This window comes from Bradyrhizobium sp. SRS-191, assembly GCF_024586915.1.
In the GTDB taxonomy this organism is placed as follows: Bacteria; Pseudomonadota; Alphaproteobacteria; order Rhizobiales; family Xanthobacteraceae; genus Bradyrhizobium.
This window is the reverse complement of the sequence record NZ_JANBVS010000033.1, coordinates 1-21,077: the sequence shown is the minus strand read 5'-3', so window position 1 is coordinate 21,077 and position 21,077 is coordinate 1. Positions and strand designations below refer to the sequence as shown.

At 64.4% G+C, this 21,077-nt stretch carries 29 protein-coding genes; 4 read left to right on the top strand and 25 right to left on the bottom strand.

Annotated elements, in window-relative coordinates; genetic code table 11:
• Positions 1-29 precede the first annotated feature (29 nt).
• From NLR35_RS33110 to NLR35_RS33040, 15 genes are all read right to left on the bottom strand, one after another.
• A complete protein-coding gene (locus tag NLR35_RS33110; RefSeq protein ID WP_257170746.1) occupies positions 30-1,244 on the bottom strand; it encodes a DegT/DnrJ/EryC1/StrS aminotransferase family protein in 1,215 nt (404 codons plus the stop codon).
• Between the two features lie 2 nt (positions 1,245-1,246).
• Positions 1,247-1,507, bottom strand: coding sequence for a hypothetical protein (locus NLR35_RS33105; protein ID WP_257170745.1), 261 nt, complete (start codon positions 1,505-1,507; stop codon positions 1,247-1,249).
• A gap of 17 nt (positions 1,508-1,524) precedes the next feature.
• Positions 1,525-1,881, bottom strand: coding sequence for a DUF3024 domain-containing protein (locus NLR35_RS33100; RefSeq protein WP_257170744.1), 357 nt, complete (start codon positions 1,879-1,881; stop codon positions 1,525-1,527).
• 16 nt (positions 1,882-1,897) lie between these two features.
• The gene (locus NLR35_RS33095; protein ID WP_006609681.1) at positions 1,898-2,137 is read right to left on the bottom strand and encodes a nitrogen fixation protein NifZ; all 240 of its coding nucleotides are present in this window, start codon (positions 2,135-2,137) and stop codon (positions 1,898-1,900) included.
• A complete protein-coding gene (locus NLR35_RS33090) occupies positions 2,134-2,457 on the bottom strand; it encodes a nitrogen fixation protein NifZ (protein WP_006609680.1) in 324 nt (107 codons plus the stop codon). The genes NLR35_RS33095 and NLR35_RS33090 overlap by 4 nt, the downstream gene beginning before the upstream one ends.
• Entirely contained in the window at positions 2,454-3,227 is a 774-nt protein-coding gene (locus NLR35_RS33085) for a 4Fe4S-binding leucine-rich repeat protein (RefSeq protein WP_257170743.1), read from the bottom strand. Before NLR35_RS33085 ends, NLR35_RS33090 begins: the two co-directional genes overlap by 4 nt.
• Positions 3,220-3,753, bottom strand: a complete 534-nt coding sequence (locus tag NLR35_RS33080; protein WP_257170742.1) for a hypothetical protein — start codon at positions 3,751-3,753, stop codon at positions 3,220-3,222. The genes NLR35_RS33085 and NLR35_RS33080 overlap by 8 nt, the downstream gene beginning before the upstream one ends.
• A gap of 17 nt (positions 3,754-3,770) precedes the next feature.
• Positions 3,771-4,094 carry an iron-sulfur cluster assembly accessory protein gene (locus tag NLR35_RS33075; RefSeq protein WP_257170741.1) on the bottom strand — a complete coding sequence of 108 codons (324 nt, stop codon included), beginning with the start codon at positions 4,092-4,094 and terminating at the stop codon, positions 3,771-3,773.
• Between the two features lie 10 nt (positions 4,095-4,104).
• Positions 4,105-4,329, bottom strand: a complete 225-nt coding sequence (locus tag NLR35_RS33070; RefSeq protein WP_172134713.1) for a 4Fe-4S binding protein — start codon at positions 4,327-4,329, stop codon at positions 4,105-4,107.
• A 55-nt stretch (positions 4,330-4,384) separates the two neighbouring features.
• Entirely contained in the window at positions 4,385-5,947 is a 1,563-nt protein-coding gene (gene nifB / locus NLR35_RS33065; protein ID WP_257170740.1) for a nitrogenase cofactor biosynthesis protein NifB, read from the bottom strand.
• 260 nt (positions 5,948-6,207) lie between these two features.
• Positions 6,208-7,074, bottom strand: a complete 867-nt coding sequence (locus NLR35_RS33060) for an SIR2 family protein (protein ID WP_257170739.1) — start codon at positions 7,072-7,074, stop codon at positions 6,208-6,210.
• A complete protein-coding gene (gene nifT, locus NLR35_RS33055; protein ID WP_012029022.1) occupies positions 7,074-7,295 on the bottom strand; it encodes a putative nitrogen fixation protein NifT in 222 nt (73 codons plus the stop codon). Before nifT ends, NLR35_RS33060 begins: the two co-directional genes overlap by 1 nt.
• Entirely contained in the window at positions 7,295-8,506 is a 1,212-nt protein-coding gene (nifS, locus tag NLR35_RS33050; RefSeq protein WP_257170738.1) for a cysteine desulfurase NifS, read from the bottom strand. Before nifS ends, nifT begins: the two co-directional genes overlap by 1 nt.
• Positions 8,507-8,515: 9 nt before the next feature.
• Entirely contained in the window at positions 8,516-8,806 is a 291-nt protein-coding gene (locus NLR35_RS33045; RefSeq protein ID WP_172115359.1) for a NifU family protein, read from the bottom strand.
• 54 nt (positions 8,807-8,860) lie between these two features.
• Positions 8,861-9,181 carry an iron-sulfur cluster assembly accessory protein gene (locus NLR35_RS33040; protein ID WP_257170758.1) on the bottom strand — a complete coding sequence of 107 codons (321 nt, stop codon included), beginning with the start codon at positions 9,179-9,181 and terminating at the stop codon, positions 8,861-8,863.
• A 326-nt stretch (positions 9,182-9,507) separates the two neighbouring features.
• Here NLR35_RS33040 and NLR35_RS33035 point away from each other — a divergent pair, with 326 nt between their 5' ends.
• Positions 9,508-10,116, top strand: a complete 609-nt coding sequence (locus tag NLR35_RS33035) for a hypothetical protein (protein WP_257170737.1) — start codon at positions 9,508-9,510, stop codon at positions 10,114-10,116.
• Positions 10,117-10,180: 64 nt separating this feature from the next.
• Here the strand turns inward: NLR35_RS33035 and NLR35_RS33030 are convergent, their stop codons facing one another.
• Positions 10,181-10,603 (bottom strand): Rieske 2Fe-2S domain-containing protein, encoded by a 423-nt coding sequence (locus NLR35_RS33030; RefSeq protein ID WP_257170735.1) that lies wholly within the window; start codon positions 10,601-10,603, stop codon positions 10,181-10,183.
• Positions 10,604-10,799: 196 nt separating this feature from the next.
• Between NLR35_RS33030 and NLR35_RS33025 the strand changes: the two genes are divergently transcribed.
• The 3 genes from NLR35_RS33025 to NLR35_RS33015 all read left to right on the top strand — a co-directional run bounded on the left by NLR35_RS33025 (position 10,800) and on the right by NLR35_RS33015 (position 12,523).
• Positions 10,800-11,258: a hypothetical protein gene (locus tag NLR35_RS33025; protein ID WP_257170734.1), complete on the top strand. Its 459-nt coding sequence runs from the start codon at positions 10,800-10,802 to the stop codon at positions 11,256-11,258.
• 65 nt (positions 11,259-11,323) lie between these two features.
• Complete coding sequence (locus NLR35_RS33020) at positions 11,324-12,175, top strand: sulfurtransferase (RefSeq protein ID WP_257170733.1); 852 nt, start codon at positions 11,324-11,326, stop codon at positions 12,173-12,175.
• A 30-nt stretch (positions 12,176-12,205) separates the two neighbouring features.
• A complete protein-coding gene (locus NLR35_RS33015; RefSeq protein ID WP_008965769.1) occupies positions 12,206-12,523 on the top strand; it encodes a hypothetical protein in 318 nt (105 codons plus the stop codon).
• Between the two features lie 281 nt (positions 12,524-12,804).
• Here the strand turns inward: NLR35_RS33015 and hspQ are convergent, their stop codons facing one another.
• The 9 genes from hspQ to nifD form a co-directional block, all read right to left on the bottom strand.
• Positions 12,805-13,131 carry a heat shock protein HspQ gene (gene hspQ, locus NLR35_RS33010; RefSeq protein WP_257170732.1) on the bottom strand — a complete coding sequence of 109 codons (327 nt, stop codon included), beginning with the start codon at positions 13,129-13,131 and terminating at the stop codon, positions 12,805-12,807.
• Between the two features lie 19 nt (positions 13,132-13,150).
• Positions 13,151-13,438, bottom strand: a complete 288-nt coding sequence (gene fdxB / locus NLR35_RS33005) for a ferredoxin III, nif-specific (RefSeq protein WP_008960273.1) — start codon at positions 13,436-13,438, stop codon at positions 13,151-13,153.
• Positions 13,439-13,460: 22 nt separating this feature from the next.
• The gene (locus tag NLR35_RS33000) at positions 13,461-13,661 is read right to left on the bottom strand and encodes a CCE_0567 family metalloprotein (RefSeq protein WP_257170731.1); all 201 of its coding nucleotides are present in this window, start codon (positions 13,659-13,661) and stop codon (positions 13,461-13,463) included.
• Between the two features lie 17 nt (positions 13,662-13,678).
• Positions 13,679-14,149: a NifX-associated nitrogen fixation protein gene (locus tag NLR35_RS32995; protein ID WP_257170730.1), complete on the bottom strand. Its 471-nt coding sequence runs from the start codon at positions 14,147-14,149 to the stop codon at positions 13,679-13,681.
• 9 nt (positions 14,150-14,158) lie between these two features.
• Positions 14,159-14,554, bottom strand: a complete 396-nt coding sequence (gene nifX / locus NLR35_RS32990; protein WP_257170729.1) for a nitrogen fixation protein NifX — start codon at positions 14,552-14,554, stop codon at positions 14,159-14,161.
• Between the two features lie 25 nt (positions 14,555-14,579).
• On the bottom strand, positions 14,580-15,977 hold the full coding sequence (nifN, locus tag NLR35_RS32985) for a nitrogenase iron-molybdenum cofactor biosynthesis protein NifN (protein ID WP_257170728.1): 1,398 nt from the start codon (positions 15,975-15,977) through the stop codon (positions 14,580-14,582).
• 10 nt (positions 15,978-15,987) lie between these two features.
• The gene (gene nifE / locus NLR35_RS32980) at positions 15,988-17,664 is read right to left on the bottom strand and encodes a nitrogenase iron-molybdenum cofactor biosynthesis protein NifE (protein WP_257170727.1); all 1,677 of its coding nucleotides are present in this window, start codon (positions 17,662-17,664) and stop codon (positions 15,988-15,990) included.
• A 134-nt stretch (positions 17,665-17,798) separates the two neighbouring features.
• Entirely contained in the window at positions 17,799-19,358 is a 1,560-nt protein-coding gene (nifK, locus tag NLR35_RS32975) for a nitrogenase molybdenum-iron protein subunit beta (protein WP_257170726.1), read from the bottom strand.
• A gap of 84 nt (positions 19,359-19,442) precedes the next feature.
• A complete protein-coding gene (nifD, locus tag NLR35_RS32970) occupies positions 19,443-20,945 on the bottom strand; it encodes a nitrogenase molybdenum-iron protein alpha chain (RefSeq protein WP_257170725.1) in 1,503 nt (500 codons plus the stop codon).
• Between the last annotated feature and the right edge of the window lie 132 nt (positions 20,946-21,077).

Sequence of the window (21,077 nt, the reverse complement as noted above, 5' to 3'; positions counted from 1 at the left end):
TCTCCTTTGCTGGGTTGAGTCAATTGACGTCAGTAGATCGCCGCGCCCGCTCCGACATTGACCGAGGCGTCCTTCATGGTCGCGACGATGAAGGCGATCTGGTCGGTGGTCAGATGGACGTGGAACGGCAGGGCCACGACGCGATCGGCGACCTTCTCGGTGACGAGATAGTCGCCGCGCCGATAGCCCATGTCGAAATAGTGCCGCTGCAGATGCAGCGGGTTGGAATAGGCGACGGCCTCGACCTGCTCGACCCGAAGATCCTCGACGATCGAGTCACGGCTCGATTTCGAGAACCGCGTCCCCAGATGCACCTGGTAGAGAAACCAATTCACGTCGGTGACGTCAGGGCCGACATAAGGGTCCTTGATGCCTTCGAACGACTGCACCTCGCTGTAATAGACCTGCTCGATCAGCTTGCGCCGCTCGAGGATCTCGTCGATCCGCTTCAGTTGCGCCAGTCCCAGCGCCGCGGTGACGTTGCTCATCACCGCCTGATGCGACGGAGTGCTGCAAACGACGACAGAGGCCCGCTCGTCGAGGCGGTGCGAGCGATGCCGGCGCACCGCCACCGCGATGTCGACATCATCGGTGACGACCATGCCGCCCTCGCCGCAGGTCAGCGCGAATGGCTGGGAGAAGTCGAACACCGAGGCCGCGCCGAATGTGCCGACAAGGGCCCCCTGATACTTCGAGCCGATCGCCTCGCTCGAATCCTCGATCAGCGGCAGGTCGTGCGCCTTGGCGATCGCCTGGAGCTCGGTCCATTTCGCCGGATGGCCGTTGGTGTTGCCGGCCAGGATCGCCTTGGTGCGCTCGGTGATCCGGGCCTCGATCTTGCTCGGCGCCAACGTGCCCGAGTAGTAGTCGATGTCGGAGAACACCGGCTTGGCGCCGGCGATGCTGATCGCGTGCGCGACCTCGCGGAACGAATAGGACGATGCGATCACCTCGTCGCCGGCCCCGATCCCCATCGCCTTGAGCACGAGCAGGAGGCCGAGCGTTCCGCTCGGGACCGCGATGGCATATTTGCGCCCGAGATAGGCCGCGAACGCAGTTTCGAACTCTTCGACGAGCGGACCGGTGGACAGCCGCGGCGAGCGCAAGGTCGCCTCGACAGCCGCGATCTCCGCCGTCGTGATGTCGGGATCGGACAGCGGAATGAAGTCGGAGCCGACCGGTGTCAGTTCGACCTCGTCCTGCTCCTGCCGGTCGGCGTCATGCACCAGATAGGGCTTGGTCATGATCAGCTCCGCTTGGCCAGGATCAGACCGGTGGCCTTGGCCGGATCGTCGGTCACCCCTGCACAATGCTCGCTGGCGTCAAGCAGATGCAGGTCGAACGCCGCGTAAGTGCGGAACGGCGCCTCCGTGACATCCGAGGCGTCGCAGCGGGTCATAACCAGCTTGGGAAAGCGGCGGCGCAGCTCACCGAACGCCGAGCTCCCGGCGTCGGGTTGCTCGAGGACCTGCGCGATCTCATTCAGTTCCTGCTCCGCCAATGCCATCTCACCCGTCCTCCTCGTTACTGCCAGAAGATCCGCTCGGGGTCGGCGTTCAGCTCGTCGACCGCCGCGGTCAACCGCTGGTGCACGCTGTGCAGCTCCCAGCTCCCCTTTGCGTGATCTCTCCAGAACAGCTTCCACATTGTCTTCGCAGGGTCATGACGCAGCAGCGCCACGTCGATCACCCCACCGTCCTTGTCGATGTTGCGCGAGCAGCACGGACTGCGGACCTGATAACCTTCGTCGACCGGCACGACCGCCGGCTCGACATAGCGGTAGCGCTTGCGCGACTTCAGCGCGCGCTCGATCCGCTTGCGATCCAACTCGTTGGGATGCGCAGGCAGGACGAGGCTGGGCTGACGCGCGGTTGCCGCCATGGCTGATCATCGCCCCTCAGACCGGGACGATCTCCTCCTCCAGACACCCCACTACAAGCTTCTCGCCGAACTCGACGAGATAGATCGGCATGTTCGCCTCCGTATGCGTGCCGACCTGGACGATCTCGCCCATGTCACCGACGCCGACGAGCTTGGCCTCCGCCGGCGCATTCGGGAACGAACCGTCATTGACGAGGTCGATCAGCGCCTTCACGCGCTGACCCCATTGGTATTTCGGCATCCGCGGTTCGATCATGATCTGTACGCTCCCGGCAGCGGCAGCTCGTCCTCCGCGTCCCCCCGCGGAACGGTGGATTCGAGCTCCTTGCGTTTCATGCCGACGCGGTTTCCGCTCTCCAGAAACTCGACGCCGTAGATGTAGAATTGCTGCAGGAAGGTGCCGATCGAGACGACGTAGCCGATCTCGCCCTTCTTCGCGAGGATCTCGCCGATCTCCTTGCCCGCATAGGTGCCGTCGTTGCGGATGGTGCGCTTCGCCTTCACTTTCTCGCCGAACGTGAAATAAGGCGGCGCCGAAAGCTCCACGACCTCGCTGTCACGAACGATGTTGCTCATGCCGGTTTCTCCATCGCAGCTCCCGAACGGTTGTCGAGACGCCCGCGCGCCATCTCCTGCACCAGCGGATCTTCATCCCGCGCGAGCTCGGCGAGCTCCGCGAGCGGGATGCGGCTCGCAACTTCATGACGCACGCGCCAGTCGGCATCCCTCCGCATTGTCGTCAGCAGATCCGGCGCAAGCCGCTCCGCGATTTCGAGCCGGACCCGCGCGTCGGGATCGCTGATCATGCCGAGCAGCCAGTCGCTGGGGATGCGCCGGGCAACGACGCGGCGGACTTCGGCCTCAGGATCCCCCATCATGCGGCCGAGCACGGACGGCACGATGCGGCGGGCGACGACGAGACGGACGTAATAGTCATCGTCCATCATCATCGGCATCAGGTCTTCCGGATCGAGCACGGTCGCGATGCGGATGCGGACCTCGCGATGCGGGTCGTGGCGCAGCCGGAGCACCAAACGCTTCGGCAGCCGCCGCGCCGCATTCCAGCGCACGGTCTCCTCGGGATCGTCGAGAAGCGGCGGCAGGTAGAACGGGCTCGCATGCTTGGCTGCGATCGCGCGCACCTCGAAATGCGGATGCTTGACGTAATCGTTGGCGAGCGCCGGATTCCAGTTGAAGAAGCGGTCGATGCGGCGCGCATAGCGGTCGTGCACGCAGGCGTGCCGGATCCTGCAGCCGCCGGCCGCGCTCAGCTGCTCGTGGGCGCAGCCCGTGCAGCTGATCTCGTTGCCCTGCCAGTCGATGGCCTCGTCGATGTCGTCACTCATCGTCGAGCTCCACCCGGTCGACGACCTCGAGCAGGACGCGCGCGCCGATCTTGTCGCTGGGATCGAGGTCGAGCAGCTTCTGCACCGCGAGCCGCCCCTCGACGAGATTGCCGAGCCGCATCTGCAGGTAGGCATAGCCCTTCAAGGTGAACATGAAGAAGCGCGGCAGCATGTGATCAAAACTGCCGAACTCGGCATGCTCCGGCCGGACGTCGCGCCAATGCGGCGGCAGATGATTTTCGACCGCGGCCTTGGCGAGGCAGCGCTTGGCAATGCGCAGCGCGTCGTTCAGCCGCCCTTTGTAGAAATAGAAGCGATAGAACCCGATCAAGACGGCCGCGTGATCGGGCGCCAAGGCCTCGGCCTGCTTGAGATGCGTCTCCGCGACCTCGTCGAGATGGTAGCTCAGGCTGGCCTGCTGTAGATGATGCTCGGCCTCCTCAGGCAGACCGCCGCCGAGCAGCGCGTCCGCAAGCAGCGCGTCCTCGATGGCAGTCTGGGAGCTGGGCCGGGCATCGGTGGGCATGGGACGCCTTCCTGCTGCTACAGCGCCTTCAGGGCGTGTGTGGAGCACGAGACCTGCTTCGGATCGTGGAACACGAGTCCGGTCTGCGTCGCGGTATCCGCAAAGTCGATGGTGACGCCGTCGAGCAGCAGCCGGCTCTCCGCCGGCAGGAACAGCTTGACGCCGTCACGCTCGACCACGGCATCGCCGGCCTGCGGCGTCGCGAGGACGCTGATCTCGGCCGCGAGGCCGGAGCATCCGCCTGGCGACACCGCGAGGCGGAAGCCGGAGCCCGCGGTGCCGTCGGCCCGCAGCATCATGCGCATGAATTTCTGCGCGGCTGGTGTGAGCGTGAAGTTCATCTGGCTCTCCTCAGGCCGGCGGCTGATAGCGCGGATAGGAATTGTCGATCACGCAGGTGTTGTCGACCGGGCAGACGGCCGCGCATTGCGGCTCATCGAAATGGCCGAGGCACTCGGTGCATTTCTTGGGGTCGATCACGAAGGTGCCGTTCTTCTCGGAGATCGCCACGTTCGGGCATTCGGGCTCGCAGGCCGAACAGCTCGTGCACTGCGAGGCAATGATCTTCAAAGTCATGAAACGCTCCTGTCGAAAGGGACCGGCGGCGGCGGAGCGCCGCCGGGATCTGATGTCAGGCCGCCGAGGTCAGGGCGCCCTGGCGGATCTCGGCGTCGCCGCGCACGATGTGCTCGATCTCGCCGCTGTTGACCTTGTCGAGATAGCTCTTGAACCAGGCGATCGCCGACTTCTCGATGAACTCGTGGGCGAACTGGTCGACCGGCTCGATTCCCGCCGCTTGCAGGTCGCTCTTCGGGCAGCCGCCGATCTTGGCGACGAACACCGCATGGCAGTCGTTGATGGCGCGGATCACGGTCTCCAGGCTGTCCTCGTCGCCATACCCGCCCTGGCAGTACAGGTCGACGCGGCGGTGGCCGACGAACTTCGCGCCAGCCGTCGAGAGCTCGTAGACCTGGAACTCCTTGGCGTGACCGAAATGCTCGTTGATCAGGCCCGAGCCCTTGGTCGCGACCGCGACCAGAAGCTTGATGTCGCTCGACTGGCCGGCGAGCGAGGCAAGCTCCTCCTGGCGGGCGACGACCTTGGCAACGCGCTCGCTCTCGACCGCTTCCTGATAGGCCTTGCGGCTGTCGATGTCGTAGTTCACTTCCATCGCCATGATCTTGTCGGTGGTGAACTCCGCCGAGCGGTCCTCGCCGAGCAGGCCGACGGCGTCGGCGCGGCACTGGCGGCAGTGCCGCATCATGTTCATCTCGCCTTCGCACTCGTCCTGCAGCGCCTTCAGCTCCTGCGCCGTCGGGCCGCGCTGGCCGGTCAGGCCGAAGACGGTGCCATGCTCCGGCGAGGAGATCAGCGGCATGATGTTGTGCAGGAAGGCGCCACGCGACTTCACCGCCTTGTTGACCTCGACGAGATGCTTGTCGTTGACGCCTGGGATCATCACCGAATTGACCTTGCAGAGGATGCCGCGCTCGGTCAGCATCTCCAGGCCCTGCAGCTGGCGGTCGGTCAGCAGCTTGGCGGCTTCGACGCCGGTGTAGCGCTTGTGCTTCCAGAACACCCAGGGATAGATCTTGGCGCCGATCTCGGGGTCGACCATGTTGATGGTGATGGTGACGTGGTCGACGTTGAATCCGGCAATGGTGTCGACATGGTCGGGCAGCGCGAGACCGTTGGTCGACAGGCACAGCTTGATGTCCGGCGCGGTGCGCGCGATCAGCTCGAAGGTCTTGAAGGTCTTCTCGGGATTGGCGAGCGGATCGCCGGGGCCGGCGATGCCGAGCACGGTCATCTGCGGAATGGTCGAGGCGACCGCGAGCACCTTCTTGGCGGCCTGCTCCGGCGACAGCTTCTCGCTGACGACGCCCGGACGCGACTCGTTGGCGCAGTCATATTTGCGATTGCAGTAGTTGCACTGGATGTTGCAGGCGGGCGCCACGGCGACATGCATGCGCGCGTAGTGGTGATGCGCCTCCTCGCTGTAGCAGGGATGGTTCTTCACCTTCTCCCAGATCTCCGGCGGCAGGTCGTTCTCGCCGGCGCCCGAGCCGCAGCTCGCCTTGCCGCTGCCGCCCGAAGTGCCGCAGCCCTTGTGTTCTGCGATGGTCTGCATCACCGAGCTCAGCTTGTCGCCGTCCGGTATCGTCGCCTGGTCGTGCTGCACTGACGCGTCCATGTCCGCTCCTTAACGTTGCTGGCGAGCCGCAAACCGCCTTGGCTTAGGGTTCAGCAACTCGCGTGCCACGCCGCGGACAAGATCATTTCTTCGGACTATCAACGCGTTAGCAAGAGCACTGCGGCTGTCGCCTTGCCAACATGCGAAAGCCTCCCGTTTGATGCGTTGTTAGAAACGTTACAGACTCGGATCGAGGAGACGACGCACAGCAAAACAGCGCGGCTTGCGGCCGCGCTGTTCGTAAGTGTGACGGATCAGGCTCAGCCGCCGATGATGATCTCGGTGGCGCGGGCAAGCGGGATCGCGATCGGCGTCAGCCGCTCGGCGATGAAGAACTTCAGTTCGTTCTTCGACAGCGTGTCCGGCTCGACCAGGACGTAGTGCTCGGTGCCCGAGCGCTTGATGACCTGGCGGCCATAGGTGCGCAGCAGCTGGTCGTTGAAGCGGCAGCCGATGAACAGGAATCCGCGATCGGTGCGGCGATCCTTCACGGTGTCGGGAATCGGCGTCTGGATGTCGATATCGGTCAGGACCTCGACATAGTCGGCGTCGGTGATCAGGAAGTTCTTGGCCGGCGTGACGCCACCATGCGGCTTGTACAGCAGCGTGGTCCAGCCATTGGCCTTCTCGCGATCGCTCTCGCCACCCGCTGCGTCGTAAAAGCGATACCAGCGGTCTTCGCCGATATGGGCGCGGGTGATGCCCTGCACCTCGCCCCAATCGCTGCGGCCGGCCAGCGCCGCCCGCATCGCGCCGTCATACCAGCTGTCGACGATCATCGGCAGCGGCAGCGACGCCAGATGCTGCTGCAGCGGTGTCGGAGCCACAGGCGCGGCGAAGGCTTCCGCCATCAGCGCCGTGACCGTCGAACGGTGACGCGTGCTCTCGATGTGCTGCGCCGACGCCCAGGCATTGCCCTTGGCCCGGCGCGGCAGCGCGACCTTGGTGCCGAAGAACGCCGCCAGCGCTTCCGGATTCATCGGTACAGGCGCGCCGGACTGCTCCGACACGGCGGGTCCGAGGAACGGAACCACCTTGCCGGCCTTGAGCCTGGCGACGACGTCCTTCAGCAGCGCCTCGGCGTCGGCCTGCTTGATGATGTCGATATGAGGAAGCGGTGCATTCATCACTCGTCCCCTTCTCCACCGCGCTTGCGCGCATTGATCGTGATCGGCAGCCGTGTGTCGGCGGCCATCTGCGGCAGCTCGAGCACCCAGCCATTGGCGATGCGGATCCAGCCGCCCCATAAGGTCTCATGCTCGGTCTCGACGATCGGCTCCTCCAGGTCCTTCTTGGGGACGTAGATCGAGAGGCCGGTTTCCGGCGAGCGGCGGATCATGACTTTCATTACGTAAGCTCCGTGAGACGAAGGGCGTCCGCCGCATTCGACGGGTGATGATGCTGCCAGGCCGGCGAGGTCTCGCGCAGCCGGCCGACGATGTCGGGCAGCACGGCCAGCACGCGCGTGATGTCGTCGTCCGTGGTGTTGCGCGACAGCGAAAAGCGGACGGCGCCGCGCAGGAAATCCGGCGGCACGTTCATCGCACGCAGGACATGCGAGGGCTCCATCGAGCCGGAAGCGCAGGCGGAGCCGAGCGAGGCGGCGATGCCGGCCTGGTTCAGCCGCATCACGATCGGCTCGCCTTCAAGATGCTGGAACGCGATGTTGGCGGTGTTCGGCAGCCGCTGCTCGATATCACCGAGCACAACGCAATGGCCGACGCTCTGGATGATGCCCTGCTCCAGCCGGTCGCGCAGCGCGCGCACCCGGCCCTGCTCGTCGGCGAGATGTTTGGCGGCGAGCTCAGCCGCCTTGCCGAGCCCGATGATGGCGGGAACGTTCTCGGTGCCACCGCGGCGCCGGCGCTCCTGCGGGCCACCGCGCACCAGCGGCGCGAACGGCGCGCCCTTCCTGACATAGAGCGCACCGATGCCCTTAGGCCCGTGCAGCTTGTGTCCGGACAGCGACAGCATGTCGACGCCGGCGGATTTCAGATCAATCGCAATCTTGCCGACCGCCTGCACGGCATCGGTGTGGAACAGCGCGCCCGCGTCATGCGCGAGCTTGGCCAGCTCCGGAATGGGATTCAGGGTGCCAGTCTCGTTGTTGGCCCACATCACCGAAGCAATCGCGGTGCGTGGCCCGAGCGCGCGCTTGTAGGCTTCGAGATCAAGCCGGCCGGAAGCATCCACGCCGATCAGGTGCATTGTCACGCCGCGCTTGTCACGGAGATGCTCGACCGGCGACAGGATCGCGGGATGCTCCACCGCCGTCGTGACGATCTCGTTGCGCCCATCCTGCGTCTCCAGCGCCGACAGAATCGCGCTGTTGTCGGATTCCGTTCCGCCCGACGTGAAGACAATCTCGTGATCGAACGCGGCGCCGAGCAGCGCCTGCAGACTCTTGCGCGCCTGGCGGACGGCGCCCGCGACCTCGCTGCCGAAGGCATGCGAGGACGAGGCGTTTCCGAATTGCTCCGTGAAGAACGGCAACATCGCCGCGACGACTTCTGGGTCGACGCGCGTCGTGGCGTTGTTGTCGAGGTACACCGGACGCAAAGCTGCTCCTTAATGCCGCGCCTTGGGTGCGCCGGCGACCGGAACGAGACGGACGAACTCGCCGAGCTTCTCGATCATGCGCGCCTGGATGCCCTCCAGGGTCGCGCTGGCGAGCTTGCAGAAGATGCAGGCGCCGGCCAGCTTGACCATGATCTTGTTGCCGTCGATCTCGACGAGCTCGCAATCGCCGCCGTCGCGCTTGAGGTTCGGGCGAACCTCCTCGATCACGGCCCGGATGATCCGCTCGCGCTCGCTCATCTGAGCCGGCGCTTCGACGATGCCCTGGGTTTCGACCAGCATGATGTCACTTCTCTCGTGTTGATGGATGAAGCGAAGATTTAAGCGAAGGACTGTTTAGGCGAAGGACTTGCCGCAACCGCAGCTGGACTTCGCGTTCGGGTTCTCGAAGGTGAATCCGGAGCCTTCCAGCGCGATCACGAAATCGATCGTCGTGCCCTCGAGATATTCGAGGCTCTTGTGATCGACGAGCACGCGCACGCCCTCGCGCTCGATCACCGTGTCCTCCGGCTCGCTGCCGCTGACGAGGCCCATGTTGTATTTGAGACCGGCGCAGCCGCCGGCTTCGACCATGATCCGAAGGCCGTCGACCGGCTTATCGGAGGTCGTGATCGCGTTGCGAACTGCGTTGATGGCGCTGTCGGTCAGGTTGATCATCATCGTCTGGCCTTTCCCATTCGGCTGTTGCGAACAGAATTGGCAAGTCTCATGCCATGGAACAATCGCTTGAAAGACCACGGCTTTTCGCGATGTCGCTGTGGCGTTTCCGACGCGTGTCGGCTTTGCGACAGGCGCGGTTCACGCCGTGTCGCGCCCGTGACGCCGCGATGTCGCGGCGCAAATCCGACAATCGGCCGGCCCGACGGGCAAAAGTTTCAAACAAATCAACGCGCAACAAACATCGGCAGACAACTTGCATCACCGCCCTTTTGACCGCGCCGTGCGGCGAACGGCTCATGAAGGACATGCGAGGGGATTTGCTGATGACGACATTGGAGAAGACGGTTGCGATCGAGACCACTGCGCTCGCGCAACTCGACAAGGAGGGACGGCTGCTCAACGCCGTGCTGAAGGCGCCGACCACGAAGCCGGGACGGTTCGGCTTCCGCGGCGACATCGCGTTGAAGTTCCAGACCCAGGTCGCCGACGAGAAGCGCCCGCCGGATTTCTCGATCGAGCAGGTGCTGACGATCGTGAACGACGGCCAGCCGACCATCCCGGTGCTCGTCGGCTACATTCATTCGCTCGCCTATCTCGAGACGGCGGTGGAGGTGCTCAAGGGCCTGCTGACGCCGGACGGCAGCTACTTCATGTTCTGCAACAACATCGACCTCCTGGCGAAGTACCGCATCAAGATGGGCGATGTGACGTTCTATGTCCTGCCCTGCGATGAATCGACGGTCTGGAAGGAGATGATGGATCTCCTGTCGATCGACAAGAACGACATCAAGAAGCTCGATACCGCCGGCAAGCTCGACTACGTGCTCGACGCCGCCGTGAAGTTCAGCGATAACTACGAGTTCGTCGCCTATGCGGATGCGCTGGCCAAGATGGAGCCGGTCAAGAACCGCAACGAGAACCGGCCGGTCTGACCGCCCCTTCCCTTCACACGTAAGTCGAAGTCCCGGCCCTCGCGCCGGGACTTCATGTGAGATCTCAGCCTTCCTCACATTGCAGGCCGGTCTCCTCCTCGTCGTCCTCGTCATCTTCGACCAGGGTCACGCCGGTGACGCAGATGTCGCCATCGATCACCGACAGAGCGACGGGTGTCAGGCTCTCGCCCTTGCAGGGGCCGTCGACGCACATCCCGGTGCCGATCTCGAACAGCGAGCCGTGCTTGCCGCAGAGGATGCGCAGGCCGTTGCCGTCCATGAACTGGTTGCGCTCCCAGTCGAGATTCACCTTGTCGTGCGGGCACAGGTTCAGATAGCCGAACACCTGCTTGCCCCAGCGGATCACGAAGATCGGCCAGGGACGATGGCTGCCGTCCTCCGCCACGATCATGAGCTGGAAGCCCATGGCGCGGCGGCTCGGGATGTCGTTGAAGCTGCAGATGGCGTAGGCGACGTCGGTCGTCATGTCAGGCTCCATCGATGTCTGGCGCATGTCCGACATTGCCGCTTTCCGCACAGCGAGAGCGACAATCGGCTCGCTGACGAACCACATTGCAAGATTCGCGCAACTCAGCGCGTCTCCTGTCTTTCTCGCTGTTGCGAGAGACTGGCACAGAACTTGAAAATTTCTCCCGCAAACGGCCCTTTGTAAGGAGATCGACATGAACGTGACACTGGACTTCGTCGAGAGCTCGCTCGACGACATCAAGGCCGCTTTGGACGGCGGCACGCTGACCGTCTACTCGGTGGCGCGTCCGATCACCGCCGACAAGGCGGTCGACCGCAGCGGCGTGCTTGCGACCTTCACCTTTGGCTCGCCCGCCTTCGGCCCTGCCGTCGACGGCCTGGAGCAGCCGAACTTCGTCGCCGCCGCCGTGCCCGCCGCCACCGTCGGCACGCCCGGCTTCGCGCGCGCCCGCAAAGCCGACGGCACCACGGTCGCCGATTTCTCGACCGGCCCCGGCGAGCGCGAGATCAAGTTCACCGAAGTGTCGTGCTCGCCCGGCGCGCCGGTCACCATCGCGACGTTCAAGATCATCGCCGATGGCGGTTGGCCGGAGCGTCCGGAGTATTACGACAGCCATCCGCGCCCGGGATATGCGATGCCGAAAACGCTCTGACGCGCGTACCCGTCAGCCATCTCGTCGGCCCTTCCCATCGGCCCTTCAAAATCGCGAGCGCATGCATGAGCAGAGATCCTTCCGAAGCCCTGGTCAGCTCCGAATGGCTGGCGCAGCATTTGTCTGATCCGGATATCAAGATCCTCGACTGCACCTGGCATCACCCGAGCACCAACCTCGACGGCCGTACGCAATATCGCGGCCGGCACCTGCCGGGCTCGGTGCATTTCGACATCGACCAGGTCGCCGACAAGACCAACCCGCTGCCGCACATGCTGCCGACGGCAGAGGATTTCGCCCACAAGGTCGGGCTGCTCGGCATCGGCAATGCCGATCGCGTCATCGTCTATGACCGTCACTATGGCGGCTCGGCCGCGGGCCGCGTGTGGTGGATGTTCCGCGCCTTCGGGCACGACAATGTCGCCCTGCTCGACGGCGGCTTCGGCAAATGGACCAAGGAGAAGCAGCCGGCGGAGATGACGCCGGTGCGCCCGGCGCCGGCGAGCTTCGCGGCGAGCTTCCGGCCCGAGCTGGTCGCGACCTCGGCACAGGTGCAGGACGCACTCCAGAGTGGCGCGCAGCTCGTCGACGCCCGCGGCCCCGGCAAGTTCGACGGCACGCAAGCCGACGTGTTCACCTTCAAGCGCCAGGGCCACATTCCCGGCGCCATCAACCTGCCCTGGGCCGATCTGGTCGATCCCGACACCGGAGTTCTCATGGCGCCCGATGCGCTTGCCGCGCGGTTCTCGGCCGCCGGCATCGATCTGGCGAAGCCGATCGTCACCACCTGCGCCTCGGGCATCATCTCGTGCATGCTGGCGCTGGCGCTGTACCGGCTCGGCGTTTCCACCGTCGCCGTTCACGACGGCGCCTGGGCGGAATGGAGTCAGCTCGACGACACGCCGGCGGCGGCGTGATCTCAGGACATCAATGACGGGAGCACACGCATGGCAAAGACGTTGGTCAAGACCACGCAGGACGGCCGCAAGGTCGAGGTGATCGGGTTGGCCATCTGCCTCGACGGCGAGCTCGAGGCGTTCGAGCTGGTCGAGGTCAAGCTGCATCCGAACCGCCGCAAGATCTGGGAAGCGGCGCCGGACGCCACCCACATGGCCGGCCGGATCACGCTGACGAAAGAGGAAGCCGCGATCGTCGAGGGCGCCTTCGCCGGCGCGCAGAGCGAGATTCTCGCCAGCCCCGCCGCGATCAACGAGCGCTTCCGGATCGCGGCGATGTGGAAGGCACGGGAACAGGGGATCGAGTAGGTCCCTGCGATTTCGAATCGTAGGGTGGGCAAAGCCAGCGGGCGGCGCGCAGCGCCGAACGATGGCGTGCCCACCATTGCCGTTCCGTGCGCTGATAGACGGTGGGGACGGCGCGATGGAGCGAGCTTATATCGAGGGACCGCCCAGGCGCCTTTGCCCACCCTACCGATCACCCTCGTCATCGCGAGCGCAGCGACGCGATCCAGGGTGGTGCGGGGACTCTGGATTGCTTCGTCGCCTACGGCACCTCGCCATGACCGATGTGGCCGGCGTCCACTCGACTACTGAAAGATCCGCCCGCGGTAATGATAGCTGCCGCCATCATCGACGTCGAACAGTTCGCCGATACCGGGATGCTTCACCGGCACACCCGAGGCGTCGGCCATCAGGTTCTGCTCCGGCACGTAGGCGATGTAGCTGCTGTCGCCACTCTCCGCGAGCAAATAGTAGAACGGCTGCTCCCTGTCGAGCCGCTTGTCCATGGTGATCGCCCGCCAGCCCTCCTCCTCGGAGAACGACAGGTCGACATCGAACACGACACCGCGCAGATCGTAGACGCGATGCCGTGTCACCTGGCCGATCGTGAATTTGGCTTCCATCCGCAGCATGGCAGCGCGCTCGTCACGTTCACGCCGCCGGCGAATGGGTCTGGCAATTGGTCGGACAGACCCGGGCGCAGGCGCCGCAGCCGATGCAGGCGCCGGTGTCGTGCATGACCATGATCTTCTTCTCGACCTCGTCATCCTCGTCGTCGTCGAGCTCGACGAACTCGCCCTCGTCGTTGATGCCCTTCAGGGTCATGACCTCGCGGCCGCACACCTTGTAGCAGCGGCCGCAGCCGATGCACTTGGCCGCGTCGATGGCGACCAGGTAGTCCGGCCGCCAGTCGCGGCCGTCGCGGGTTGAATTGGACATGGTGACTTGTCCTCGTGTGGGTTCACGCGGCCTCGAGCTTCTTCAGCTCGGCCCGCTTCTTCTCCAGCTCGGCGAATGCCTCGTGCGCCTTCTGCGCCGTGGGGAGGATCTGGTCCCAATTGATGGGCAGCTCCTCCGACAGATCGTGCAGGTTCATCTTGGCATCCATGGCGCGGGCCGACAGCTTCTTGATCTCGGCCTTCAATGTATCCAGGTCGTTCATCGTCTCATCCTCGCCGTTCAGTAGTTTGCGACGTCCTTGAACTTCTCGATCATCTCGACGCCGGCGTTGACGAACTTGTCGCCCTCGTCGGCCAGCTTGCCGAGATTGTCGAAGCCGAAGCGGTGCACGTCGCGCAGCTGCTTGTTGACCACGATCAGCCGGCCGCCGATCAGCACCATGCGGCCAAAACCCTCGTGGCTCATCTTCAGCATCGGCGAGATCATCACGCCGGTGGCCTTCTCGATCGACAGCGCGACCGCGTTGAAGAACAGCTCCAGCCGCCAGATCGTCTCCGGATCAGGATCGCCGATGATCGGCAAGGCCCGCCGCTTCTCCTTGTCCAGGATGTAGGGCTCGAGCAGGTCGATGTCCTTCTTGCCTTCCCAAGCGCCATGGGTGTCCTGGGCACGCCAGACCTTGATCAGTTCCTTGACGAAGGGCCGCTGCTCGGCGGCGACCGGTTCGACTGCTACCGCGATATCAGACATGTTGGTTCCTCAGTCCTCGAAATCGAGAGTGCGTTCCTGGCCCTTGGCAAGAGCCTTGCGGAGCCATGGTGGCGGGTTGCCTTTCAGCACGTCCTGCAGCTTGCCGAGGAGATCGCTGATCTGCTCGGGCTGGGCGACCTTCATCGGGTGGATGTTGTTGGCGACGACGCGCGCCGCGCCGGAGCCGCCGATGGCCGCGACATAGAGGATCGCGCAATCCTTGATCGCCTCGATCTTCGGCGCCAGCTTGTCCTCGTTGCCGTCTTCCTTGAGGTCGCCATCGAACTCGACCGTCTCGATGAAGCGATAGCCCTCGGGGTCGAGATCGTAGATCGCGATGTTCTTGGCCCAGCCGAAATGGGCGTCGACGCGTTTCAGATCCTGGGTAGCGAATGCGACTTTCATGTCGTCGGTCCTTTCTCCTGAAGCGTCAATGCAGCGGCGCCACGACGGCAGGGTCGGTCGATGCCTGCTGAAAATCCTTCCAGGGATCGAGCCAGGTGTCGGGCGTCGGCTGATGGTTGTCCTCGCGGTCGGCGATGACGAGATTGGCGAGCGCGAAGATCAGGTCGCGGGTGCCGCGATAGCCGACCGTCAGCAGATGCCCAGCGCCCAGCCGGTCGAACATCGGGAAGCCGATGCGGTAGAACGGGATCTTCAGCCGCGCGGCGGCCTGGCGGCCGTGGGAATGCGTCATCATCAGACCGCAGTCGCGTTCCCTGGCGAGAGTTTCGAGATCCTCGAGGTCACCGATCAGCACCTCCTCGCACGGCATGCGCTCCAGCACCGGCGACTGCGTGGTGGTGATGGCGACGGAGATCTCGGCGCCCATGTCGTGCAGCATGCCGGCGACGTCGAACAGCAGGTCCGGCTCGGCGCCGATGGCAAGCTTGCGGCCGCCGATATGGAAATGCGCATCCAGCATCGCGTCAGCGAGTTGGCCGCGCTGCCGGCGATACTTCGCCGGCACCGGACGCCCCGAGATCTCGCTGAGGAAGGTCATGAACTCGTCGTTGGGCAGCAGGCCGCACAGCCGCTCGAACAGCCGATAGGGCACGCCCGTCTTGGCCTGCATCGCCTCCGCGGCGCGCTTCATCTGCGCGCCGATCGCGATCGTCCAGCTTGCGCTGCCCATGACCGCGATCTCTTCGAGACCGATGCCGCCGATCGTGGTCGGCGTGAACTCGTCCGGAATATGGCCGTCGAGCGAACCGCCGATATCCGGCAGGAACGACGGCTCCAGGCCGAAATCCTCGAAGATGGTGCGGAGCTCCTCGATATCGCCGGGCGTCAGATGGCAGCCGGGCAGCACGTTGACCCTGACAGGATCGCGCCGCGTCGAGGTCGGCTTGTCGACGAGCACCTCGACCATCTTGGCGACCGTCTTCTCCCATCCGTCCTGGAACGCGTCCTTGAAGTCCGGCGTCGAGACGTAGACCAGCGGATAGTTGGCGAGCTCAGGATGCTTCTCGCGGATCAGCCTGATGTAGCCATCGACGTCGTCGCCCTTGGTCTCGGTCACGCCGGTCGAGCAGATGCCGATGATCTCCGGCTTCTGCCGCTTATGGATGTTGAGGATCGCCTGCTCGACATTCTCATAGCCGCCGAGCACGGTGGCGACCTCGCTCATTGCGGTGGTCTGCATCGGCACCGCTTCCTTGAAGTGGCGCACGAACAGCGTGAGACCGAACGAGGTGCAGCCCTGCGAGCCGTGCAGCAGCGGCATCGCGCCGCGCAGTCCAAGGAAGGCAAACGAGCCGCCAATCGGCTGGCTCATCTTGAGCGGATTGACCGCGCAGGCCTTCTTTCCAATGGTGACCTTGGCCATGAGCGTCGCCCTACTCCGCCGCCTGCAGGAGCGGCGCGGTCGGTGCCTTCTGCGCCGCCAGGATGTCCTCCACCCGTCCGGCGCAGGCACCGCAGCCGCCCGAGGCGTTGGTGTGGGTCCGGACGCCGGCGACGTCGGTCAGGCCGTGGGTCTTGATCGCATCCTCGATGGTGCCGAGATCGACCGACTTGCAGTGGCAGATCTTCTTGGCGCGCCGCGCGGCTTCCGCCGCGACCGGATCGGCCGCGAGCGCAGCAGCCTCGGCATTGGCCTGGGCGATCGCCTTGGCCTGCCAATTGTTGCTGGCGGTCTCCCACGGCGCCCGCTTGCGCAGCTGCTCCCACATCGGGTTGTAGATCGCCTTGTCGATCTCGGCGACCAGCTTCACCATGCCGATATAGCCCATGAAGGCGTGCGAGCGCTCCTGGTTGATGTCGAGCCAGGGCATCGCGGCCTTCAGCGCCACGAACTGCGACTTGCCGCCGGACAGCATGATGTCGGCCTTGGCGTCCTTGAGCATCTTGTACATCTCGCGGGGCGCCATATCGTCGATCATGTGGGCGTCCTGGCCCATCAGCTCCTTGATGCGCTCCTTGTCCTCCTTGGTCGACTTCTTCACGGAGGTGCCGACCAGCTCCATACCGGCCTCCTGCAGCGCCGCCACCACCGACCACGACTTCACGCCGCCGGTGATCAGCAAGACCTTCTTGCCGGTGAGCCGCTTCTTGAACGGCTCGATCGCCGCCCAGGCCTTGGCCTCCTCGCGGGCGATGACCGCCTCGGTGCGATCCAGCAGATCCGCCGGCGCGCCGCGCTCGACCAGCAGGCGCGCGATCTCGCGCAGCGAATCCGAGGAATCCTGGATGCCGTAGAACGAGCCTTCGAAGAACGGGATGCCGTAGCGCTCCTCCATCTTCCGGGCGACGTTGATCATCGCCTTGGAGCACACCATCATCGCCGCGCGGGCGCGATGCGACGACGCGACATCCTTGTAACGGCCGTCGCCGGAGATGCAGGCGGAGATGCGGATACCGAGCTCGTCGAACAGCGGCTTCACCTGCCAGAGCTCGCCGGACAGATTGTATTCGCCGATGATGTTGAGATCGTAGGGCGTCGTCACCTCGGGCTCGACGGTGCCGATGACGTGGTCGAGCAGCGCCTCGCCGGCGAGCTTGTTGCCGAGGTTCTTCGGCCCGACGAAGCCGGGCGAATTGACGGGAATGCAGGGCTTGCCGAACTTGGCCGAGGCGGCCTTGCAGACGGCGTTGATGTCGTCGCCAGTCATGGCCGGCACGCAGGTCTGGTAGACGAAGACCGCCGGCGGATCGTACTTCTCGATGATTTCCTTGATCGCCTTGTACAGGCGCTTCTCGCCGCCGAACACGACATCGGTTTCGTTGATGTCGGTAGTGAACCCGGTGCGCCAGATCTGCGAGCCCGACGAGGCTGCACCACGGTTGTCCCAGGAATTGCCTTCGCAGGCGATCGGCCCGTGCACGAGATGCGCGACGTCGGTCAGCGGCTGCAAGGCGACCTTGGCGCCGTCGAAGGCGCAGCCACCGGCCGCGCCGCCCGGCTGCAGCTGCTTGGTGCAGCCCTTCTTGCGCTCGGCCTCGGACTTGTTGGCGTTCTTGCCGCAACCCGGCTCGTTGAAGACGTTCTGGATCGTGGCAGACAGCGAGCTCATCGGCTTCTCCTGTTGGCGGACCTTCTGCGCGTCTCTTCCTGGAGAGGAGGCTCCGGCCGCTTACGGCCTTCCCCTGAGCCTCATCGTCCCAATCGAAGCGCGGCGGCCCTCGAGGGACCGCCGCGCGCCGTGATTTATCGGATGATGTCGAAGCTGTAGTCCGACTTGGCCGGCACGTTGGTGTTGCGGTCGATCTCGTCGAAGATCTTATCCAGGATCGTGACCAGCACGTTGAGGCCGCCCTGATAGCCCCACACCGGATAGCGGTGCTTGTGGTGGCGATCGAAGATCGGGAAACCGATGCGGATCAGCGGCGTGCCGGTGTCGCGCTCCAGATACTTGCCGTAGGTGTTGCCGATCAGGAAGTCGACCGGCTCAGTGAACAGCAGCGAACGCATGTGCCAGAGATCCTTGCCGGGATACACGTGGCAGTTCTTGCCGAACGGCGAGGAGTCGAACACCGCCTGCACCCGCTCGGCCCACTCCTTGTTGCCGTTGGTGGCGAGCACGTGGGTCGGCTCGGCGCCGAGCTCGAGCAGGAACGAGGCGAGGCCGAGGCAAAGATCCGGATCGCCGTAGATCGCGAACTTCTTGCCGTGGATATGGGCGCTGGAGTCGGCGATCGCGTCGACCAGGCGGCCACGCTCGAGGGCGAGCGATTCCGGGATCTCCTTGCCGGTCAGCTTCGACAGCGCCATCACGAAGGCGTCGGTGCCGGTGACCCCGACCGGGTGGTGGAAAGAGACCACCTCGTGGCCGTGGTTCTTGATGAACGGCAGGGTCTTCTCGGTGCAGTAGTGCTGCATCGAGATCGTCGCCTTGGCGTGGACGGCGTTGGCCGCGTCCTCCAGGGTCGTACCGCCGTCATACATGCGGAACTCGCCGTCGGTCGGGGTGTCGAACACGTTCGAGTTGTCGCCGAGGATCGTGTATTCGATCCCCATCTCCTCGAAGATGTGCTTGACCTCGCGGATGTTGCCGACAGTGTAGCCGTCGAAGCCGCCGATGAAGTTGATCTTCTCGTTCGGGACGCGCTCCAGCTTCGGCGCAGTGCCGGCCTTGCCGTCCCAGAAGTGCTCCAGAATGCCCTTCATCGCGTTGTCGTAGCCGGTGACATGGCTGCCGACGAAGGCGGGGGTGTGGGCGAAGGGAACGTCGTACTCGGCCGGAACCGAGCCCTTTTCCTTCGAGGTCTTGATGAAGGCGTTGAGGTCGTCACCGATGACTTCCGCCATGCAGGTCGTCGACACCGCGATCATCTTCGGCTTGTACATGTTGTAGGCGTTGGCCAGGCCGTCGATCATGTTGTTGAGACCGCCGAACACGGCTGCGTCCTCGGTCATCGACGACGACACGCAGGAGCTCGGCTCCTTGAAGTGGCGCGACAGATGGCTGCGATAATAGGCAACGCAGCCCTGCGAGCCATGCACGAACGGAAGCGTCTTCTCGAAGCCGACGGCGACGAAGACGGCGCCGAGCGGCTGGCAGGCCTTGGCCGGATTGACGGTGAGTGCCTCGCGGGCAAAATTCTTCTCGCGATATTCGGGCGTCTTGGCCCATTCTCTGATACGCTCGACTTCCGCGGGATCGCGCGGATTTTCGAACATCTTCTTCTTGTTGGCCAGCATCTGCTGGTATTCGGGACCACGGAAAAGCTCGAAGTGATCGAGCACATGTTCGGCAGACTGCGTCATGGGAGTACCCTCTCGTTGTTCCTGTGTCGATCAGGGAGCGCTGGCTCTCCGCCGAAGGAGAGCCAGGCCGTGGGTGGTTGGTGATTACTCGGCCGCCTGGAGCATGGGCTTCGGCGCCTGCTTCCAGGGGGCCTTGGCCATCTTCCAGACCGGCGAGTTGATGGCCATGTCCATGTCGCGGGCGAAGATCGCGAACCCGTCATAGCCATGGTAGGGACCGGAATAGTCCCAGGAGTGCATCTGGCGGAACGGCACGCCCATCTTCTGGAACACGTACTTTTCCTTGATGCCCGAGCCGACCAGGTCCGGCTGGACCTTCTCGACGAACTTCTCGAACTCGTAGCCGGTCACGTCGTCATAGATCAGCGTGCCGTCCTTGACGTAGTGCTGGGCGGTGCGCTGATAGTCGTCATTGTGGCCGAACTCGTAGCCGGTGCCGACGACCTCCATGCCGAGGTCCTCGTAGGCGCCGATGACGTGGCGCGGACGCAGGCCGCCGACGAACAGCATCACGGTCTTGCCTTCGAGGCGCGGCCGGTACTTGGCGATCACGGCGTCCATCAGGGGCTGGTACTTGGCGATGACGCGCTCGGCACCTTCCTTGATCTTGTCGTCGAAATAGCTGGCGATCTTGCGCAGCGATTCCGCGATCTTGCTCGGCCCGAAGAAGTTGTACTCGCACCACGGAATATTGTACTTCTCTTCCATGTGACGCGAGATGTAGTTCATCGAGCGATAGCAGTGCAGCACGTTCAGCTTCGCCTTCGGCGTTGCCTCGAGCTCCGCCAGCGAGCCGTCGCCCGACCACTGGGCGATCACGCGCAGGCCCATCTCCTCGAGCAGGATGCGCGACGACCAGGCGTCACCGCCGATGTTGTAGTCGCCGATGATCGCGACGTCGTAATCCGACGGCTCGAAGCGCGGCGCGGCGTCGGCCGGCAGCTTGTCGAACACCCAGTCCCGGATCGCGTCGTTGGCGATGTGGTGGCCGAGCGACTGCGAGACGCCGCGGAAGCCTTCGCAGCGCACGGGAACGATGGTCTTGCCGTCATACTCCTTGGACTTGACCTTGGAGACCGCCTCGATGTCGTCGCCGATCAGGCCGATCGGGCATTCCGACTGCACGGTGATGCCGTTGTTCAGCGGGAACAGCTCCTGGATCTCGTCCATGATCTTGGCGAGCTTCTTGTCGCCGCCGAAGACGATGTCCTTTTCCTGGAAGTCGGAGGTGAACTGCATCGTGACGAAGGTGTCGATGCCGGTCGTGCCGATGTAGTAGTTGCGGCGCGCCGCCCAGGAGTACTGGCCGCAGCCGACCGGGCCGTGGCTGATGTGGATCATGTCCTTGATCGGGCCCCAGACCACGCCCTTCGAGCCGGCGTAGGCGCAGCCACGGATCGTCATGACGCCGGGGATCGACTTGATGTTCGACTTGACGCCGCAGTCCGACTTGCCGGACTCGTGGACGTTGAGATGCTTGGCGCGGCGCTTGGCGGTCTTCTCAGGGTAGACCTTGAGGACCTCGGCGATCAGTTCCTTGTTGCGTGCCTTGATCTCGGCAACGCTTTGTTTCTCGATAACGCTCATCTGGCTTGTTCCTCGATGATCGGTTGCGGAGATCGCCCGGCCCGTCGAAGATGACGGGCCGGATGACCGGTGACGCGTTAGGCCGTGGCGGCGAGCTCGGCGGCGGTCTTGCCGATCTGGCTCTCGTCGACC